This is a genomic window from Pseudoduganella sp. LjRoot289, assembly GCF_964252925.1.
GTDB lineage: Bacteria > Pseudomonadota > Gammaproteobacteria > Burkholderiales > Burkholderiaceae_D > Rugamonas.
This window is the reverse complement of the sequence record NZ_CAXUPN020000001.1, coordinates 2,867,108-2,884,304: the sequence shown is the minus strand read 5'-3', so window position 1 is coordinate 2,884,304 and position 17,197 is coordinate 2,867,108. Positions and strand designations below refer to the sequence as shown.

Annotated in this window: 15 protein-coding genes; 4 read left to right on the top strand and 11 right to left on the bottom strand. The window is 67.3% G+C overall.

Annotated elements, in window-relative coordinates:
* Positions 1-122 precede the first annotated feature (122 nt).
* From ACSQ8Y_RS12025 to ACSQ8Y_RS11980, 10 genes are all read right to left on the bottom strand, one after another.
* Positions 123-1,031: an alpha/beta hydrolase gene (locus ACSQ8Y_RS12025; RefSeq protein WP_436266704.1), complete on the bottom strand. Its 909-nt coding sequence runs from the start codon at positions 1,029-1,031 to the stop codon at positions 123-125.
* Positions 1,028-2,893, bottom strand: coding sequence for a 3-hydroxyacyl-CoA dehydrogenase (locus ACSQ8Y_RS12020; protein ID WP_436269806.1), 1,866 nt, complete (start codon positions 2,891-2,893; stop codon positions 1,028-1,030). The genes ACSQ8Y_RS12025 and ACSQ8Y_RS12020 overlap by 4 nt, the downstream gene beginning before the upstream one ends.
* Before the next feature lie 65 nt (positions 2,894-2,958).
* Positions 2,959-3,357, bottom strand: coding sequence for a RidA family protein (locus ACSQ8Y_RS12015; protein WP_436266703.1), 399 nt, complete (start codon positions 3,355-3,357; stop codon positions 2,959-2,961).
* Positions 3,358-3,414: 57 nt separating this feature from the next.
* Positions 3,415-4,572 (bottom strand): acyl-CoA dehydrogenase family protein, encoded by a 1,158-nt coding sequence (locus ACSQ8Y_RS12010; RefSeq protein WP_436266702.1) that lies wholly within the window; start codon positions 4,570-4,572, stop codon positions 3,415-3,417.
* 9 nt (positions 4,573-4,581) lie between these two features.
* Complete coding sequence (locus tag ACSQ8Y_RS12005) at positions 4,582-5,436, bottom strand: enoyl-CoA hydratase family protein (RefSeq protein WP_436266701.1); 855 nt, start codon at positions 5,434-5,436, stop codon at positions 4,582-4,584.
* An 11-nt stretch (positions 5,437-5,447) separates the two neighbouring features.
* Positions 5,448-6,056, bottom strand: coding sequence for a MarR family winged helix-turn-helix transcriptional regulator (locus ACSQ8Y_RS12000; protein ID WP_436266700.1), 609 nt, complete (start codon positions 6,054-6,056; stop codon positions 5,448-5,450).
* Between the two features lie 11 nt (positions 6,057-6,067).
* On the bottom strand, positions 6,068-6,991 hold the full coding sequence (locus ACSQ8Y_RS11995; RefSeq protein WP_436266699.1) for an SDR family NAD(P)-dependent oxidoreductase: 924 nt from the start codon (positions 6,989-6,991) through the stop codon (positions 6,068-6,070).
* A gap of 2 nt (positions 6,992-6,993) precedes the next feature.
* Positions 6,994-9,390 carry a bifunctional salicylyl-CoA 5-hydroxylase/oxidoreductase gene (locus ACSQ8Y_RS11990; protein WP_436266698.1) on the bottom strand — a complete coding sequence of 799 codons (2,397 nt, stop codon included), beginning with the start codon at positions 9,388-9,390 and terminating at the stop codon, positions 6,994-6,996.
* A 32-nt stretch (positions 9,391-9,422) separates the two neighbouring features.
* Entirely contained in the window at positions 9,423-10,604 is a 1,182-nt protein-coding gene (locus ACSQ8Y_RS11985; RefSeq protein WP_436266697.1) for an ABC transporter substrate-binding protein, read from the bottom strand.
* Between the two features lie 47 nt (positions 10,605-10,651).
* Positions 10,652-12,277, bottom strand: coding sequence for an AMP-binding protein (locus tag ACSQ8Y_RS11980; RefSeq protein WP_436266696.1), 1,626 nt, complete (start codon positions 12,275-12,277; stop codon positions 10,652-10,654).
* Between the two features lie 230 nt (positions 12,278-12,507).
* On the opposite strand from ACSQ8Y_RS11980, the gene ACSQ8Y_RS11975 reads away from it, so the two are divergent.
* Genes ACSQ8Y_RS11975 through ACSQ8Y_RS11960 form a run of 4 tightly spaced genes read left to right on the top strand, consistent with a single transcriptional unit; the run spans position 12,508 to position 15,883 of the window.
* Positions 12,508-13,428 carry a branched-chain amino acid ABC transporter permease gene (locus tag ACSQ8Y_RS11975; RefSeq protein WP_436266694.1) on the top strand — a complete coding sequence of 307 codons (921 nt, stop codon included), beginning with the start codon at positions 12,508-12,510 and terminating at the stop codon, positions 13,426-13,428.
* Between the two features lie 9 nt (positions 13,429-13,437).
* A complete protein-coding gene (locus tag ACSQ8Y_RS11970) occupies positions 13,438-14,424 on the top strand; it encodes a branched-chain amino acid ABC transporter permease (RefSeq protein WP_436266693.1) in 987 nt (328 codons plus the stop codon).
* Positions 14,421-15,176 (top strand): ABC transporter ATP-binding protein, encoded by a 756-nt coding sequence (locus ACSQ8Y_RS11965; RefSeq protein WP_436266692.1) that lies wholly within the window; start codon positions 14,421-14,423, stop codon positions 15,174-15,176. The genes ACSQ8Y_RS11970 and ACSQ8Y_RS11965 overlap by 4 nt, the downstream gene beginning before the upstream one ends.
* Positions 15,173-15,883, top strand: coding sequence for an ABC transporter ATP-binding protein (locus ACSQ8Y_RS11960; RefSeq protein WP_436266691.1), 711 nt, complete (start codon positions 15,173-15,175; stop codon positions 15,881-15,883). The genes ACSQ8Y_RS11965 and ACSQ8Y_RS11960 overlap by 4 nt, the downstream gene beginning before the upstream one ends.
* Before the next feature lie 139 nt (positions 15,884-16,022).
* On the opposite strand, the gene ACSQ8Y_RS11955 is transcribed toward ACSQ8Y_RS11960, so the two are convergent.
* Positions 16,023-17,069: a porin gene (locus tag ACSQ8Y_RS11955; protein ID WP_436266690.1), complete on the bottom strand. Its 1,047-nt coding sequence runs from the start codon at positions 17,067-17,069 to the stop codon at positions 16,023-16,025.
* Positions 17,070-17,197: the final 128 nt, after the last annotated feature.

The following is a 17,197-nucleotide window of genomic DNA, read 5'->3' as shown; positions in this document are numbered from 1 at the left end:
ACGCTCCTTGTTGGGTTGTTTGCTGCGATGGATGAACTTTAACAGTCTCAAAAGAATAGATTAAGATGGTTAAATGAGTTTCATTGATCCATGCATGGAACAATCAGGGGGCGTCGTCCTGCTTAGGCCAGGCCCATCATGCGCAACAGGGCGCGCGCGAGCAGGCTGTCCGCCCTGGCCAGCTCCAGCACCACGTCGAAGTGGTTGGTGCCGGCGATTTCCAGATATTCGCCCGGCAAGCCCTTGGCGCGCCACGCATCGGCGTAGCTGCGGCTCTGGCGCCGGAATTCCTCGGTTTCCTTGGCGCCCACGCAAGCGAGCAGCGGACCGCCTTGCTCCGGCAGGTGATGCAGCGGGCTGAGGCGGCGCGCCGCCGTGGCATCGAGCCGGGCCCACTCGTTGATGTGGGTGGCGGGGATGGGCGCCAGGTCCATCAGCCCGCTGATCGGGCAGGCGCCTGCGGCCGCGCTGTCGGGCAGGCCGTGCGCCTGCTGCCAGCCGGGCGCCAGCAGCATGCCGACCAGGTGGCCGCCGGCCGAACTGCCGCAGAGATAGACTTTGGCCGCGTCGCCGTTGTACTCGGCTATGTGGCGGTGGATCCAGGCCAGCGCGCGCCGGTTCTGGTCGACGATGTGGTCCAGCGCGACGGCGGGCGCCAGCGAGTAGTTGACCGCCGCCACGGTGGCGCCGGCCGCCGTGAAGGTGGCGGCCATGAAGCTGGAATCGCCCTTGGACAGGGCGCGCCAGTAGCCGCCGTGGATGTACACCAGCACCGGGCTGCCGGGCCTGGGCGCGGGGAAGATGTCGAGCTGTTCGTCTTCGTGCGCGCCGTACGCCACGCCGCAGTGGCAGGGCAGCGCGGCGCGCATGGCGGCGCTCTGTTCGGCGTAGGCGCGCAGGTAGACGGTGGCGTCCGGCACGGTGGCGCGGGCGTTGTACTGCCGGTCCAGTTCCGCCGCGCCGTAGCCTTGGTAGAGCGGCGCGGCGCCGCCGTGCTCGCCGCCGTCCCTGATGCCGGCCTTGGTCCTCATGGCGTCTCGCAGGACGGCGCCGCAGCCTGGTTCACCGCACCGCGCACATGGTGCAGCGGCAGGCCGAGCTGGGCGCGGCGCACCAGCCAGGGACTGGGGCGGTAGCGCGGATCGCCGGTGACGCGCTGCAGGTTTTGCAGGATGGCGAGGACGCGGCGCGGACCCAGGTGGTTGCCCCAGGCCAATGGGCCGCGCGGGTAGCCCAGGCCCAGCGTGACCGCGCTGTCGAGGTCTTGCGGCGTGCAGATGCTTTGCTGGACGATGTCGCAGCCGATGTTGATGATGGTCGCCAGCACCCGCTGCACGATGAAGCCGGCGCTGTCATCGATCAGCGTGGCGGGCTGGCCGCCTTGTTCGAACAGGGCGAGCACGCGTTCGGCCAGCGCGATGTCGGTAGCGGGGTTCAGCATCAAAGTCACGTGGCCGGCGCCAAGCGGCACGCACGGCGCCGAGCCAGTGCCGGCTTGCGGGCTGGAATCCGGACGGATGTCCGAGCCCGGGCCGGTGCCTGCGATGGATGCGTTGGCAGTACACAATGGGTCGATGCCTAGCGTGCGGCCGGCATCGAGTTCCAGCCGCGCCACGCAGGCGCTGACATCCTCGCCCAGCGGCGCGACCAGGCACACGGCGCAGTCCGACGGGCGCAAGCCGGTTTCGACGTCGGCTCCCAGACTGCGCAGCAGCGCAGCCAGACTGGCGTGGGTACCGGTGTCGGGGGCGTCTATCCAGATCGGGGCAGTCCATGCCTGCTGCATCGTGGCGCTCTGCATCACGGTCGCGGCGCCTGTGATTGATGGGGCGCAGCCAACAGATGCCACTGCCGCTGGTGCCGCCGCTGGTGCCGGCGCCGGTTGTGCCGTCGCTGCCGCTGCCGCTGCCGTCGCTGCCGCTGCCGGTGCCGCCGGTGCCGTCAGTGCCGCCTCTGCCGCCGCTTCCGGCACTATGGCGGCGGTTGCGATAGTTGCGGCCGAGGGTTGCGGCATTGGCTTGCCGCCGGCATAGCCGTAGAATCCGCGTCCGGTCTTTTTGCCCAACAGGCCTGCCGCCAGCCGCTGCGCCGTGATAGGGCTGGGGCGGTAGCGTGGCTCCTGGTAATACTGGCGGTAGATCGATTCCATGACCGGATGCGACACATCGAGCCCGGTCAGGTCCAGCAGCTGGAAGGGGCCGAGCCGGAAGCCGGCGGCGCCGCGCAGCACGGCGTCCACCTGGGCGAAATCGGCCACGGTTTCCTGCACGATCTTCAGCGCTTCGGTCAGGTAGCCGCGTCCCGCGTGGTTGACGATGAAGCCCGGCGTGTCGCTGGCCTGCACCGGCGTGTGGCCTATGCGCTTGACCAAGGCGGTCAGCGCATCGGTGGCGTCGCTGCCGGTGAGCGCCCCGGCGATCACTTCCACCACCTTCATCAGCGGCACCGGATTGAAGAAGTGGCAGCCCGCGATGCGGCCCGGCAGGCCCGCACCGGCGGCGATGGCCGTCACAGCCAGCGAGGAGGTGTTGGTGGCCAGCACGCACGAGGGGCTGACGATGTGTTCCAGCGCATCGAACAGCGCGCGCTTGGCCTCCAGCTGCTCGACTATGGCTTCGATCACGATGTCGCAATCGGCCAATGCATCCAGCGTGGCCGCTGCGCCCAGCTTCAGGCTGGCCGCGTCGGCTACCTCCCGCGTGAGCTTGCCCTTGGCGGCCAGCGCGGTGAACTGCTCGCGCACTGTGGCCACGGCCCTGGCGGCAGCGCCGTCCTGCACGTCGTACAGCAGCACGGCAATGCCGGCCTGCGCCGCCACCTGCGCAATGCCGCGCCCCATGGCGCCCGCGCCTGCGACTCCCAGCGTGCGCGTGTCCCGGGGAGCCGGCGGCAGCGGCGACGGTGCTGCAGCCGGCGAGGCGGCATTGTCACCGGACGTCAGTGTGCTCGCCTCGCTGATCATGCCGTTTCCGGCACGATGGCGGTCACTTCGATTTCGACCTTGGCCTGGTCTTCGATCAGGCCCGCCACCTGCACCGCCGTCATGGCTGGGAAATGGCGGCCGAACACGGCCCGGTAGGCAACGCCGATTTCCTTGTAGGCGCCGACGTATTCCTTCTTGTCGGTGACGTACCAGGTCATGCGCACGACGTGTTCCGGCCCGGCCTTGGCCTCGGCCAGCACCGCAACGATGTTGCGCAGCGCCTGTTCGACCTGGCCCGCGAAATCGCTGGTGTGGAAACGGCCTTCGGCGTCCCAGCCTATCATACCGCTGACGCAAACCGTGCGGCCGCTTGCGGCCACGCCGTTGGCGTAGCCTTTGGGCTGTACCCAGCCCGGTGGTTGCAGGAATTCCATGGTGTGCCTCTCAGATGATGATGTCGATGGGTGTCGATGATGCCGATGGTGTCGGAGTCAGGCGCGCAGCATTTCGCGCGCGATGATCAATTGCTGGACCTCGGACGCGCCTTCGTAGATGCGCAGCGAGCGGATTTCGCGGTACAGCCGTTCGACCGGATGCTCGCTGACCACGCCCAGGCCGCCGAACATCTGCACCGCCGCGTCGATCACCTGCTGCGCGGTTTCGGTGGCGGTGAGCTTGGCCATGGCGGCTTCCTTGGTGACGTTCTGGCCCTGGTCGCGCTGCCAGGCGGCGCGATAGGTGAGCAGGGCGGCGGCGTCGATGCCGGTCGCCATCTGCGCCAGCTTGGCCTGGGTCAGCTGGAAATCGGCCAAGGTCTGGCCGAACATCTTGCGCTGCCTGGCATGCGCCAGCGCCTCGTCGAGCGCGCGGCGGGCGAAGCCCAGCGCCGCCGCCGCCACCGAGGTGCGGAACACGTCCAGCGTGGCCATGGCCACTTTGAAGCCCTGGCCCGCCTCGCCCAGGCGCTGCGCGGCCGGGATGCGGCAGTTGTTGAACGTCAGCCGCGCCAGGGGATGAGGCGCAATCACGTTGATGCGTTCCGCGATCTCGAAGCCCGGCGCGCCCGCTTCGACGATAAAGGCGGAAATGCCGCGCGCGCCCGGCGCTTCGCCGGTGCGGGCGAACACCACGTAGAAGTCGGCGATGCCACCATTGGAAATCCAGGTCTTCTCGCCATTGAGTACATAGCTGTCGCCGTCCTGCACGGCGGCGCACTGCATGGCCGCCACGTCGGAACCGGCTTGCGGTTCGGACAGCGCGAAGGCTGCAATGGCTTCGCCGCGCGCCACGCGCGGCAGATAGGTCTCGCGGTTGGCGTCGCTGCCGAACAGGCTGATGGCGCCCGAGCCCAGGCCCTGCATGGCGAAGGCGAAATCGGCCAGGCCGGCATGGCGGGCCAGCGTTTCGCGGATCAGGCACAGGGCGCGCGTGTCGATCACGTCCGCCCCGCCGCCATGGCGCGTGCCCGCGATGGCGTGCGCCAGCCAGCCGGCCTGGCCCAGCTGGGCCACCAGCGCGCGGCAGGCGGCGTCGACGTCGTGCGCATGTTCTTGCGCGATGTGCTGCGTCGCCCAGTTGTCCAGCTCCTGCTCCAGCAGGCGGTGGCGCGGTTCAAGGAAGGGCCAGTTCAGGTAGTTTTTGTCGGACATGGTGGCTCCTCAGTTGCCTTCGAATTCAGGTTTTTGCTTGGCCACGAACGCGTGGTAGGCGCGGTGGAAGTCGTTGGTGGCCATGCAGATGGCCTGGGCCTGGGCTTCCGCCTCGATGGCCTCGTCCACGCCCATATTCCATTCCTGCTGCAGCATTTTCTTGGTCATGCCGTGCGCGAAGGTGGGACCGCTGGCCAGGCCCTGCGCCAGTGCCCGGGCGGCCTCCAGCAGCGCCGCCGGTTCCTGCAGGCTGTTGAAGAAACCCCAGCGCTCGGCCTCGGGACCGGACATCGAGCGTCCGGTGTAGAGCAGCTCGGCGGCGCGCCCCTGGCCGATCAGCCGTGGCAGCAGGGCGCAGGCGCCCATGTCGCAGCCCGCCAGGCCGACGCGGGTGAACAGGAAGGCCGTCTTGCTGCGCTCCGTGCCGAGCCGCATGTCGGACGCCATGGCCAGGATGGCGCCGGCGCCGGCGCAGATGCCGTCGATGGCCGCGATGACCGGCTGCGGGCAGGCGCGGATGGCTTTCACCAGGTCGCCCGTCATGCGGGTGAAGGACAGCAGGCCGGGCATGTCGAGCTTCGTCAGCGGGCCGATGATGTCGTGCACGTCGCCGCCGGAGCAGAAGTTTTCGCCCGCGCCGGTGATGACGACGGCTTTCACATCGTCCGCGTAGGCCAGCGCGCGGAACAGGTCGCGCAGCTCGGCGTAGGACTCGAAGGTGAGCGGGTTTTTGCGCTCCGGGCGGTTCAACGTCACCACGGCGACGCCGCCGTTCACTTCGAACTTAAAGTGCGCGGCACTGTAATCGGCCAAGGCCTGGCTGTTGCCGGGCAGTTGGTGCGGGCTTCCTGGTAGATAACGCATGGCGGTGTTCCTTATTCGTCTTGGTGGGGACCATCGCTCAGATGGCCTTTCATGCGCGAGAGCAGCGCGATCATGTCGTTCTTTTCCTGAACCGACAGGCCGTCCAGCAGGTCGGCGATCCAGCCTTCGTGCACCAGCGCCATGCGCTCGAAGGAGCGGCGGCCGGCGGCGGTGAGCTTGACGCTGTAGGCGCGCCGGTCCTTCGGATCGGGCACGCGCAGCACCAGTTTTTCGTGCTCGAGCTGGTCGGTGATAGCGGTGATATTGCCGCCGGTGACCATCATGCGCTTGGACAGTTCGCCCATGCGCAGTCCTTCGGGATGGCGCTGCAACTGCGCCATCAAATCGAAACGCGGCAGCGTGATGCCGAATTCGTTGCGCAAGCGGGTCCGGATTTCGCTCTCTATCATGGTGGTGCAGGAGAGCATGCGCAGCCACAGTTTGAGGGACTGGTGATGGTCCTGCGTCAGGCGCGACTCCAGGTCGAAGACCTGCGCAGGCTGGGCCGGCTGCGATGCCGGCGCGGCCGATGCCGCCTTGTTTGCCTGGGCGGCTAGCGCGGCCGGTCTTGCGGCCGGGACAGCCTTCAATGCGGCCTTGGCCGGGAGTTTGCGTGTCATTCTCTGCTTTCTTACATGATTTCGCCGCCGGCCACGGCCAGCGCTTGTCCGGTCATGGCGCCGGCGCCGGGCTGGCACAGCCACGCCACGGCGTCGGCCACTTGCTCCGGCTGCACCAGTTTCTTCTGCGGGTTGCCAGCCGCCAGTTCGGCCCGCGCCTGTTCTTCCGTGCGCCCGGTCTTGGCGACGATATTGGCGACGGCGTCCTTGACGATATCGGTTTCTGTATAGCCGGGGCAGACCGCGTTGACGGTGATGCCCTTGGTGGCCAGCTCCAGCGCCAGCGCGCGCGTCAGGCCGATCACGCCGTGCTTGGCGGCGCAGTAGGCCGACACGTAGGCGTAGCCCGCCAGCCCGGCGGTGCTGGCGACGTTGACGATGCGGCCCCAGCCCGCTTCCAGCATGCCGGGCAGCGCGGCCTGGATGCAGTGGTAGCTGCCGTCCAGGTTCACCGCCATCATCTGGCGCCAGATGTCGTCGCAGGTCCTGGCGAACGGCGCGGACGCGGCCTGGCCGGCGTTGTTGATCAGGATGTCGATGCGGCCGTGGCGCCGCGCCGCTTCTGCCAGCGCCTCGTCGACGGACGCGCGGCGGGTGACGTCGACGGTGACGTAGTCGATCGCGGCGCCCGCAGGCGGGGCCGGGGCCGGAGCCGGGGACGCGGCCGGGGCGCCTGCCGCGGCTTCCGTCAGGACTGCGGCCAATTCCTGCACTGTCTGTTCCAGCGCCGCCGCGGTGCGTCCCGCCAGCGTGACGCGCGCGCCTTGCAGCAGCAGGGCGCGCGCGATGGCGCTGCCGATACCGCGCCCGCCGCCGGTCACCAGCGCGTGCTTGCCGCGCAGCGGTCCTGCGCCCAGGCTGGCATCCGGGCGCGCGCCCGGCCCGTCGGCCGAGTCTGCGCTTTGCTGTGCGCTACCTTGCAAGTTCGGATCCATGCTCAGCCTTCCAGCAGCTTGGCGGCGACCTGCTGCGGCGTCATGCCGCTATTGGCTGCCGCGATCTGGCGCTCGCGCTCCAGGTTGCGCTCCAGCTGCACCTTGCCGGCCGTGTACTGCTGCGGCCATTCCACGTCCAGGTAGCCTATCCTGGCCGATTCGGTCAGCGTCCAGGCAGGATTGGCCAGGTGCGGACGGGCCACCGCGCACAAGTCGGCGCGGCCGGCGGCGATGATGCTGTTGGCGTGGTCGGCCTCGAAGATGGCGCCCACCGCGATGGTCGGAATGCGCGCCTCGTTGCGCACGCGGTCCGCGAACGGGGTCTGGAACATGCGTCCGTAGATCGGTTTTTCGCTTTTGCTGACCTGGCCCGACGAGCAATCGATCATGTCGGCCCCGGCTTCCTTGAACAGGCGCGCGATGGCCACCGCGTCGTCCGGCGTGATGCCGCCTTCAACCCAGTCGTGGGCCGAAATCCGCACGCTGATCGGCTTGTCCTGCGGCCAGGCGGCGCGCACCGCGCGGAACACCTCGAGCGGATAGCGGCAGCGGTTCTCCAGCGATCCGCCGTATTCGTCCTGGCGGTGGTTGGTCAGTGGCGAGATGAAGGACGACAGCAGGTAGCCGTGCGCGCAGTGCAGTTCCAGCCAGTCGAAGCCTGCTTCGGCCGCAGCCCTGGTGGCGGCCACGAAATCGGCCTGGATCCGCGCCATGTCCCCGGCCGTCGCCGCCCGCGCCGTCTGCGACACGCCGGGCAGGTATTGCTGTTCGGAGGCCGCCACCAGCGGCCAGTTGCCGCTCTCCAGCGGCTGGTCGATGCCGTCCCAGGCGCGGCGGGTGGAACCTTTGGCGCCGGCGTGGCCGATCTGCATGGCGATCCTGGCGCTGGTGTGGCTGTGGACGAATTCGACGATGCGCTTCCAGGCCGCCGTGTGCTCCGGTGCATACAGGCCGGGGCAGGCCGGCGTGATGCGGGCGTCCGCCGATACGCAAGTCATTTCGGCGAACACCAGGCCGGCGCCGCCCATGGCGCGCGCGCCCAGGTGCACCAGGTGGTAGTCGCCCGCCACGCCGTCCACGGCCGAATACTGCGCCATCGGCGAGACGACGATGCGGTTCTTCAGCACGGTGCCGCGCAGCTTGAAGGGCGTGAGCATGGGCGGGATGCTGTGGCGGCCCGGCGCAGGCGCAGGCAGGCCGGCCTGGGCGTGGGCCCGTTCGGCGATCCAGCGCTCGTAACGCTCCACGTAGGCGGCGTCGCGCACGCGCAGGTTCTCGTGCGACAGGCGCTGGCTGCGGGTAAGCATGGAGTAGGCGAACTGCTCGGCCTCCATCGCCGTGTAGCGCTCCACGTTCTCGAACCACTCCATCGAATTGCGCGCCGCGCTCTGGATCTTCAGCACTTCCACCGCGCGCGCCCGCTGGTAGGCGTCCAGCACCTGCTCCATGCCGGCCTCGCCGTGTTGCGAGAAGCAGCGCGCCAGTTCGATCGCATCCTCCAGCGCGAGCTTGGTGCCGGAGCCGATCGAGAAGTGGGCGCTGTGGGCCGCGTCGCCCATCAGCACCACCGGCACCCGTTTGCTGTTGATGTCGTTGCTGTGCACCCAGTTGCGGCAGATGATGCGCGGGAAGGTGATCCAGGCTGCCGAACCGCGCAGATGCGTGGCGTTGCTGATCAGCGCATTGCCGTCCAGCTGCCTGGCGAACAGGCGCTCGCAAAATTCGATCGACTCTTGCTGGCTCATCTGGTCCAGCCCGGCCTTGCGCCACACATCCTCCGGCGTTTCGACGATGAAGGTCGAGGTATCGCCGTCGTACTGGTAGGCATGGGCCTGGAACCAGCCGTGCTCGGTCTGCTCGAAGGCGAAGGTGAAGGCCGGGAACAGCTTCTTGGTGCCGAGCCAGACGAAGCGGCAGTTGCGCTGCTCGATGTCCGGCTGGTAGCTGGCCGCGTAGCGGGTGCGGATGCGGCTGTTCAAGCCGTCGCTGGCGATCACCAGGTCGGCGTTGTAGGCGGCCGCGATTTCCTGGTCGTCGGCGACGTCGGTCTCGAACACCAGCTTGACGCCCAGTTCCTCGCAGCGGCGCTGCAGGATGTTGAGCAGGCGCTTGCGGCCGATGCCGCAGAAGCCGTGGCCGCCCGAGGTGACCGTGCTGCCTTTGAAGTGGGTGTCGATGTCGTCCCAGTGGTTGAAGGCCTGCAGGATGGTGCGCGCGGTCTGCTCGTCGGCGTTGACCAGGTTGCCCAGGGTCTGGTCAGAGAACACCACGCCCCAGCCGAAGGTATCGTAGGCGCGGTTGCGCTCGACGATGGTGATCTCGTGGGCGGGGTTCTGCTTCTTCATCAGCAGGCCGAAATACAATCCGGCCGGCCCGCCGCCTATGCATGTGATGTTCATCGTGACTCCCGGTTCAATTCTTGATTAACTTTTTACAGCTTGCAGGCGCCGACGTAGGCATCCTGGTGGTTGTCGAACACCACGCCCAGGGTACGGTTGGTGATGCGGCCCTGCGCATCCTTGCCTATCATGCGCGAGTAGTATTTCTGCACCGGATAGTGGTTGCGGTTGAATTTGAACTCGCCGCGCACCGACTTGAAGCTGGCCGCCTGCAGTGCCTTGCCCACGGCGGCTTTGTCGGCCAGGTTGCCCTTCACGCCGCGCACCGCCGAGTCCATCAGCATGGCCGCGTCGTAGCCCTGGGATGCGTACAGGCTGGGCAGGCGGCCGTAGGTCTTCTCAAAATCGGCCACGAAGCGCTTGTTCTGCGGGTTGTCCATGTCGTGGCCCCACTGGGAGGCGTTGAACATGCCCAGCATCGGCGCGCCGACGGCGCGGATGATGTCCTCGTCGGCCGAGAAGCCCGGGCCGAACAGCTGCAGGTTCTTGGACAGGCCGGCGTCGACGAACTGCTTGATGAAGTTGATGCCCATGCCGCCCGGCAGGAAAATGTAGACCGCGTCCGGCTTCAGCGCGCGCAACTGCGCCAGCTCGGTGCCGTAGTCGAGCTGGCCCAGCTTGGTGTAGATCTCGTCGGCCACCTTGCCTTTGTAATAGCGCTTGAAGCCGGCCAGCGCGTCCTTGCCGGCCGGGTAGTTGGGCGCGATCAGCGCCACGTTCTTGAAGCCGCGCTGCTGTATCTGCTGGCCCACCGCCTCGTGCAGGTTGTCGTTCTGCCAGGCGACGTTGTAGAAGTAGGGGTTGCACTGCTCGCCGGCATACTGGGACGGGCCGGCGTTGGCGCTGACGAAGTAAGTCTTGGAATTGAAAATGGTGGGTCCGACCGCCAGCATCAGGTTGGAGAACACGATGCCGCTCATGAAGTCGACCTTGTCCTTCTTGATCATCTTGTCCACCAGCTGCTTGGCCACGTCGGGCGATTGCTGGTCGTCGCCGCTGATCACTTCCACCGGCAGGTTGCCCATCTTGTTGCCCAGGTGGGTCAGCGCGAGCGAGAAGCCGTCGCGGATATCGACGCCCAGGCCGGCACCCGCGCCGGACAGCGTGGTCACCATGCCGACTTTCACGCTGTCGGCGGCGGAGGCCGAGGCGGCCGCCGCGCACACGGCTGCGGCGAGGACGGAATGGCGTAGGGTGGTGGCGGTGAATTTCACGGGCGGCTCCTGGCTGGTGGGTGGGATGGATCTGCTACGGTTCTTCATCATTTGGCGGCGTCGCTGCGCAGCGCGTGGCGCTGTAGCTTGCCGCTTTGGGTGCGCGGCAGCGTCGCCAGGAATTCCACGGCGCGCGGGTACTTGTATGGCGCCACGGTCTGCTTGACGTGTTCCTGCAGCGCGCGCGCCAGTTCGGCGCCGGCCGCGTGGCCGGGGCGCAGCACAACGAAGGCTTTGACGATCTGGCCGCGTTCCTCGTCGGGCCAGCCGACCACCGCGCATTCCGCCACTGCCGGGTGGCACATCAGCGCCTCTTCCACTTCGGGCGCGGCGATATTATAGCCAGCCGAAATGATCATGTCGTCGGTGCGCGCGTGGTACCAGAAATAGCCGTCCTGGTCCATGCAGTAGGCGTCGCCGGTGAGGTTCCAGCCGTCGCGCACATATTGCTGCTGGCGCGCATCGTCCAGGTAGCGGCAGCCGGTTGGTCCCTTGACAGCCAGCTGGCCCACCTCGCCGGGCGGCAGCGCCTTGCCGTCAGGGCCAAGCACGCAAGCCTGGTAGCCTGGAATCGCCTTGCCGGTGGCGCCGGGGCGCACATCGGTGCCTGCCGCCGAGATAAAGATGTGCAGCATCTCGGTGGCGCCGATGCCGTCGATGATTTCCAGCCCGGTCGCTTCGCGCCAGGCAGTACGGGTGGAGACGGGCAGCACCTCGCCGGCCGACACGGCCTTCTTCAGCGATGACAGCTCGTATTCGGCCGCCAGCGGCGCCATCAGGCGGTAGAAGGTGGGGGCGGTGAAACAGATGGTGGCGCGGAAGTCCTGCACCGCCTTCAGCAGCAGTTCGGGCGTGAGGCGCTCCAGCAGCACGGCGGCGGCGCCCACCCGCAGCGGGAACAGCAGCAAGCCGCCCAGGCCGAAGGTAAAGGCCAGCGGCGGCGTGCCGATGAAGACGTCGCCGCTGCCCGATTGCAGCGTGGAGCGCGGGAAGCAGTCGCAGATCGCCAGCACATCGCGATGGAAGTGCATGGTGCCCTTGGGGACGCCGGTGGTGCCCGAGGTGAAACCGATGATGCAGACGTCGTCGGCGGCGGTGTCGGCCGCCGCGAAGCAGGACGGCTGGGCGAGCATCAGTTGTTCGAGCCCGCCGTCGGCGCCGGCGTCGCCGCCGAAGTACAAGGCCGCTCCGGCCATGCCGGTCTGCGCGCGCGCCAGTTCCATCTCCTCGGACAGCGCCGAAGCGCACAGCGCGGCATTGATCTCGGCCTTTCCGATGATGGCGGTCAGTTCCTTGGCGCGCAGCAGCGGCATGGTGGCCACCAGGACGCAGCCGGCTTTCATCACGGCCAGCGCACACGCCGCCATCATGGGGCTGTTGGCGCCGCGCAGCAGCACGCGGTTGCCGGGCACCAGGCCGAGCGGACCGCGCAGCACGTGGGCGATGCGGTCGACCTGTTCCAGCAGCTCGGCGTAGGTCCACGAAGCGTCGTAGCTGTGGATGGCCGGACGGCCGCCATGGCCTTGCGCGACCATGTCGTCCAGCAAAGCGGACGCGCAGTTGATGCGCTCGGGGTATTCCAGCTCCGGCAGGGAACGCGGCATTTCCGGCCACTGCCCGCGTGGCGGCAGCTTGTCCCGTGCGAAAGTATCGATGTGGCCTGTGACGATCATGTCTGCTCCGTATAGACTGTGTGTCGGTGGTGCGTGTCGTTGCGCTGTAGCTGCCATTGCCAGATGCTGTGAAAACTACTTTAAGCTTAAAATATATATGCGTCAAGAAAAATATGGCGCCTCAAAAAAACCGTGGCCAGGCCCCGAAAAAGCTGGCCCCGGCGCCAAATTCGGGTAATATGCTTGAAGCTTAAAGTATTTTTCTGGCGCTTCTTCGGAGAGGGACGGGCATGGATATCGCGCTACTGATAGAGCATGGCCTCAATGGCTTGCAGTTTGGTTTGATGCTGTTTTTGCTGGCGGCCGGGCTGACACTGGTGCTGGGCATCATGGACCTGGTGAACTTGGCGCACGGTTCGCTGTATATGGCGGGCGCCTACTTCGCCGCCAGCTTCACCGGCATGACTGGCTCTTACTGGCTAGGCCTGCTGCTCTCCGTGGGCGCCACCGCGCTGCTCGGCGTGGTGCTGGAACTGGCCGTGGTGAGGCGCCTCTATGGGCGCGACCATTTGTCCCAGGTGCTGGCCACGTTCGCGCTGATCCTGATATTCAATCAGCTGGCGCGCCTGATCTGGGGCGCCGCGCCGATCTCCCTCAATGTGCCGGCCGCGCTGGCCACGCCGGTGCAGTTCACGGCCGACTTCAGCTACTCCGCCTACCGCCTGTTCATCATCGGCGCCGGCCTGGCCGTGGCGCTGCTGCTGTACGTGGTGGTGGTGAAGACCCGCATCGGCATGGTGGTGCGGGCAGGAGCTTCGAACCGCGAGATGGCGATGGTCATGGGCGCCAGCATAGGCCGCGTGTTTACGCTGCTGTTCGCCTTCGGCGCCGCGCTGTGCGCGCTGGCCGGCGCCTTGCTCGGCCCCATACTCACGGTGCAGTCGGGCATGGGTGAGGGCATCCTGATCCTGGCCTTCGTGGTCATCGTCATCGGCGGCATCGGCTCGATCCGGGGCGCGCTGGCCGGCGCGCTGCTGGTCGGCGTGGTCGACACCCTGAGCCGCACCTTGCTGCCGGTGCTGACGCGTACGCTGGCGCCGGACGGCCTGCTGGCCGACCTGGGCGCGGCGCTATCGTCCATGCTGATCTACATACTGATGGCCGCCGTGCTGTTTTTCAAACCCGAGGGCTTGTTCCCCGCACGCGGCTAGGAGCGCGCCATGCATAGCAATTTGCACAGTAATCTGCACCATCGCCTTCCCCTGCCGCGCACGCTGGCGCTGCTGGCGGCCTTCCTGCTGTTCCCGCTGGCCGCGCAGGCGCTGGGCCAGGAGTTCTACGTCAGCATGGCTTGCCGCCTGATGATCTTCGCGCTGGCGGCCAGCAGCTTGAACCTGATACTGGGCTTCGGCGGCATGGTCAGCCTCGGCCACGCCGCGTATTTCGGCGCCGGCGCCTACGCGGTCGGCATCCTGATGCAGCACGGCGTCGTGTCGGCCTGGGTCGGCTGGCCGGCCGCCATGCTGGTGGGCGGCCTGATGGCGCTGGCGATAGGCGCGCTGTGCCTGCGCACGCGCGGCATCTACTTCATCATGATCACGCTGGCCTTTGCGCAAATGGTGTACTACCTGTTCATTTCGCTGCGCAGCTATGGCGGCGAGGATGGCTTGAACCTGATGTCGCGCTCCACGCTCGGCATCCCGGGCGTGGACCTGTCGGGCGACATTCCCTTCTATTACGTCGTGCTCGCGCTGCTGGCGGGCTGTTTGCTGCTGCTGCACCGCCTGGTCAATTCCCGCTTCGGCCGTGTGCTGCAGGCGGTGCGCGACAACGAAACGCGCATGGCGGCGATCGGCTATCCGGTGTTCCGCTACAAGCTGACCTGTTTCGCCATCGCCGGCGCCCTGGCCGGGCTGGCCGGCGCGCTGATCGCCAACCAGAACATGCTGGTCAGCCCCAGCCTGGTGCACTGGACCCAGTCCGGCAGCCTGATGGTGATGGTGATCCTCGGCGGCGCCGGCTATTTCTGGGGCGGCGTGCTGGGCGCCTTCGCCTTGCTGCTGCTGGAGGAAGTGCTGTCCGGCTACACGGAGCACTGGCAATTGCCGCTGGGCGTGATCCTGCTGGTCGCGGTGCTGTTGCTGCCCAAGGGCGTCGCCAGCCTGGCGGACCGGTTTAATGAGCGTTACAAGGGAGGCCGGAAATGAGCGGCGCGCTGCTGGAACTACAGGGCCTGGTCAAGCGCTACGGCGGACTGACCGCGACCGACCGCCTGGACCTGACCGTGAAGGCGGGCGAAATCCACGCCATCATCGGCCCCAACGGCGCGGGCAAGACCACGCTGATCCACCAGATCTCCGGCGCGCTGGCGTCCGACAGCGGGCGCATCGTCTTCGCCGGGAGGGACGTCACGCGCGTGCCCATGCATTTGCGGGTGCAGACCGGGCTGGCGCGCTCCTACCAGATCACCAACATCTTCCCGCGCTTCTCGGTGCTGGACAACCTGGCGCTGGCGGTGCAGGCGCGCAGCGGTTCCAGCATGCGCTTCTGGCGCCCGGCGGCGGGCGAGCGCCCGCTGTTCGAAGAGGCGCGCGAACTGGCCGGCCGGGTAGGCCTGGGGCCGTACGCGGACAGTCTTGCCGGCAGCCTGGCGCATGGCGCGCAACGCCAGCTGGAGCTGGGCCTGGCGCTGGCCACCCGTCCGCGTTTGCTGCTGCTGGACGAACCGATGGCCGGCATGGGCCACGAGGAATCGGTGGAGATGATACCGTTGATAGAAAGCCTGCGGCCGGACATCGCGGTGCTCATCATCGAGCATGACATGGATGCCGTGTTCCGCATGGCGGACCGGATCTCGGTGCTGGTGGCCGGGCGCATCATCGCCACCGGCACGCCGGACCAGATCCGCGGCAATATCGAAGTGAAGAAGGCCTATCTGGGCGACGAGGTGGCGGCATGAGCGCGATACTGCAAGTGGAGGACATCACGGCGGCCTATGGCAGCAGCCAGGTGCTGTTCGGCGTGACCTTCGATATCCGGCGGGGCGACATTGCCACGCTGCTGGGCAGGAACGGCATGGGCAAAAGCACCACGATACGCTCCATCCTGGGCTTGAACCGCATCGGCAGCGGCAGCATCACCTTCAACGGCCAGCGCATCGACGCCATGGCCACCGACTGCATCGCCCGTTCAGGCGTGGCCATCGTGCCGGAGGGCAGGCAGATCTTTCCCAACCTGACGGTGGAGGAAAACCTGGTGGCCTTTGCCGCCAACCGCTGCCAGTCGGCCGAGCCCTGGACGCTGGCCCGCATTTACGAGCTGTTTCCGCGCTTGCGGGAACGGGCGCGCAACATGGGCAAGCAGCTGTCGGGCGGCGAGCAGCAGATGCTGGCCATCGGGCGCGCGCTGATGACCAATCCCCATTTGCTGATACTGGACGAGGCCACCGAAGGCCTGGCGCCGCTGATACGCGAAGAGATCTGGGCTTGCCTGGAGCGCTTGCGCAGCGTCGGCCAGACCACGCTGGTGATCGACAAATACGTGGAGCGCCTGACGCGCTTTGCCGACCGCCATACCATCATCGAGCGCGGCAAGGTGGTGTGGTCGGGCGACTCGCCCACGCTGCGCGCGGCGCCGGACATCTGGCACCGCTACGTGGGCGTGTAGGGCGGATTTGCGGGGCGCGCCGAGCGCATGCGCGTTACCAGCCAGGCCGCCGGCGTGCACGCATGGCGGGTAACGCCGTACCGGCTAACCCGCCCTACGAAGTTCGAGCAAGCTTACGCATCCATACGGTTTCGCTCGGTCAGAAGTTGTGGCGCAGGCCGAGGTTGAAGGCGCGGTTGCCGGAGCCGACTTCGGTGGCGTTGCCGACAGTGTAGAAGCCGGTGGCGCCGGCGGCGACATCGTTGTCGATGCTGGCGTAGGCCAGGTAGACGTCGGTGCGCTTCGACAGGTAGTAGCTGTAGCCCACGCCCCACTGGTCGGCGCCGCGCCTGGTGCCGGCGCGGTCCTTCTTGTCGATGACGGAGGCGCGCAGCGTATGCGCACCGAGCGGCACCGTCACGCCCAGCAGGATGTCGCGCGAGTCGGCCTTGCCGTTCGGGTTGATGGTGTTGTTGATGTTGACCGTGCCGCGGTTCGTCGAGTAGGCCAGCGCGGCTTTGGCCGGGCCGAAATCGTAGGTGGCGCCCAGCATGGCGGTGCGGCCCTTGGAAATGGGCGCGGCGCCTACCGGGATGTTGTTGACGTTGGCGTAGCCGAACTTGAGGCTGAGCGGGCCGCTGGTGTAGCCGGCGTTCGCGCCGATGTGGCGGCCGGCGTCGCTGTTGCCTGCCACTTCGCCCAAGCCGTATGCCACTTCGCCGGAGAAGCCCATGGTGTCCGGCATGGCGTATTTCACGGTGTTGTTCATGCGTATGCCGGCGTTCGACATCAGGTTGGCGGCGGAACCGGCGGTGCTGAGCGACTGGAAGGGATCGACGCTGTTCATCGCCAGGAACAGCGGCGTGTACTGGCGGCCCGCCGTCACGGTGCCCGCTTTGCTCTGCAGGCCGACCAGCGCCTGGCGGCCGAACAGCACGCCGCCCTGGCCACTGGCGCCGGTGTCCGATGCCAGCCCCATCTCGAGCGCGAAGATCGCCTTCATACCGCCGCCCAGGTCTTCGCTGCCGCGGAAGCCGAGGCGCGAACCGCCTTCGACACCGCCGGTCAGCTTGGTGATCTTTCCGGCCACACCGCCCGATTCGCGTACGATGCCGGCGTCGACCGTGCCATACATGGTGACGCTGCTTTGCGCGGCGGCCAGGCCGGACAGGCTGCACAGGGACATTGCGATCAGTGATTTCTTCATCTTCTTTTCCTTCGTGGGTTGGGGGAATGGCCGAGCGATGCAGGGATACTTTAAGCTTAAACATATTAAGTGTAAATCGATTTGTCGGACGCGTTGTTTTCCGATCAGCGCCCGTGTGGTAAGGTGCG

Coding starts and splice junctions, on each gene's coding strand:
- ACSQ8Y_RS11960 (WP_436266691.1), top strand. CDS start 15,173: ATGAGCGCGATACTGCAAGTGGAGGACATCACGGCGGCCTATGGCAGC.
- ACSQ8Y_RS12010 (WP_436266702.1), bottom strand. CDS start 4,572: ATGTCCGACAAAAACTACCTGAACTGGCCCTTCCTTGAACCGCGCCAC.
- ACSQ8Y_RS11995 (WP_436266699.1), bottom strand. CDS start 6,991: ATGGATCCGAACTTGCAAGGTAGCGCACAGCAAAGCGCAGACTCGGCC.
- ACSQ8Y_RS11980 (WP_436266696.1), bottom strand. CDS start 12,277: ATGATCGTCACAGGCCACATCGATACTTTCGCACGGGACAAGCTGCCG.
- ACSQ8Y_RS12015 (WP_436266703.1), bottom strand. CDS start 3,357: ATGGAATTCCTGCAACCACCGGGCTGGGTACAGCCCAAAGGCTACGCC.
- ACSQ8Y_RS11965 (WP_436266692.1), top strand. CDS start 14,421: ATGAGCGGCGCGCTGCTGGAACTACAGGGCCTGGTCAAGCGCTACGGC.
- ACSQ8Y_RS11955 (WP_436266690.1), bottom strand. CDS start 17,069: ATGAAGAAATCACTGATCGCAATGTCCCTGTGCAGCCTGTCCGGCCTG.
- ACSQ8Y_RS11975 (WP_436266694.1), top strand. CDS start 12,508: ATGGATATCGCGCTACTGATAGAGCATGGCCTCAATGGCTTGCAGTTT.
- ACSQ8Y_RS12025 (WP_436266704.1), bottom strand. CDS start 1,031: ATGAGGACCAAGGCCGGCATCAGGGACGGCGGCGAGCACGGCGGCGCC.
- ACSQ8Y_RS11970 (WP_436266693.1), top strand. CDS start 13,438: ATGCATAGCAATTTGCACAGTAATCTGCACCATCGCCTTCCCCTGCCG.
- ACSQ8Y_RS12005 (WP_436266701.1), bottom strand. CDS start 5,436: ATGCGTTATCTACCAGGAAGCCCGCACCAACTGCCCGGCAACAGCCAG.
- ACSQ8Y_RS11990 (WP_436266698.1), bottom strand. CDS start 9,390: ATGAACATCACATGCATAGGCGGCGGGCCGGCCGGATTGTATTTCGGC.
- ACSQ8Y_RS12000 (WP_436266700.1), bottom strand. CDS start 6,056: ATGACACGCAAACTCCCGGCCAAGGCCGCATTGAAGGCTGTCCCGGCC.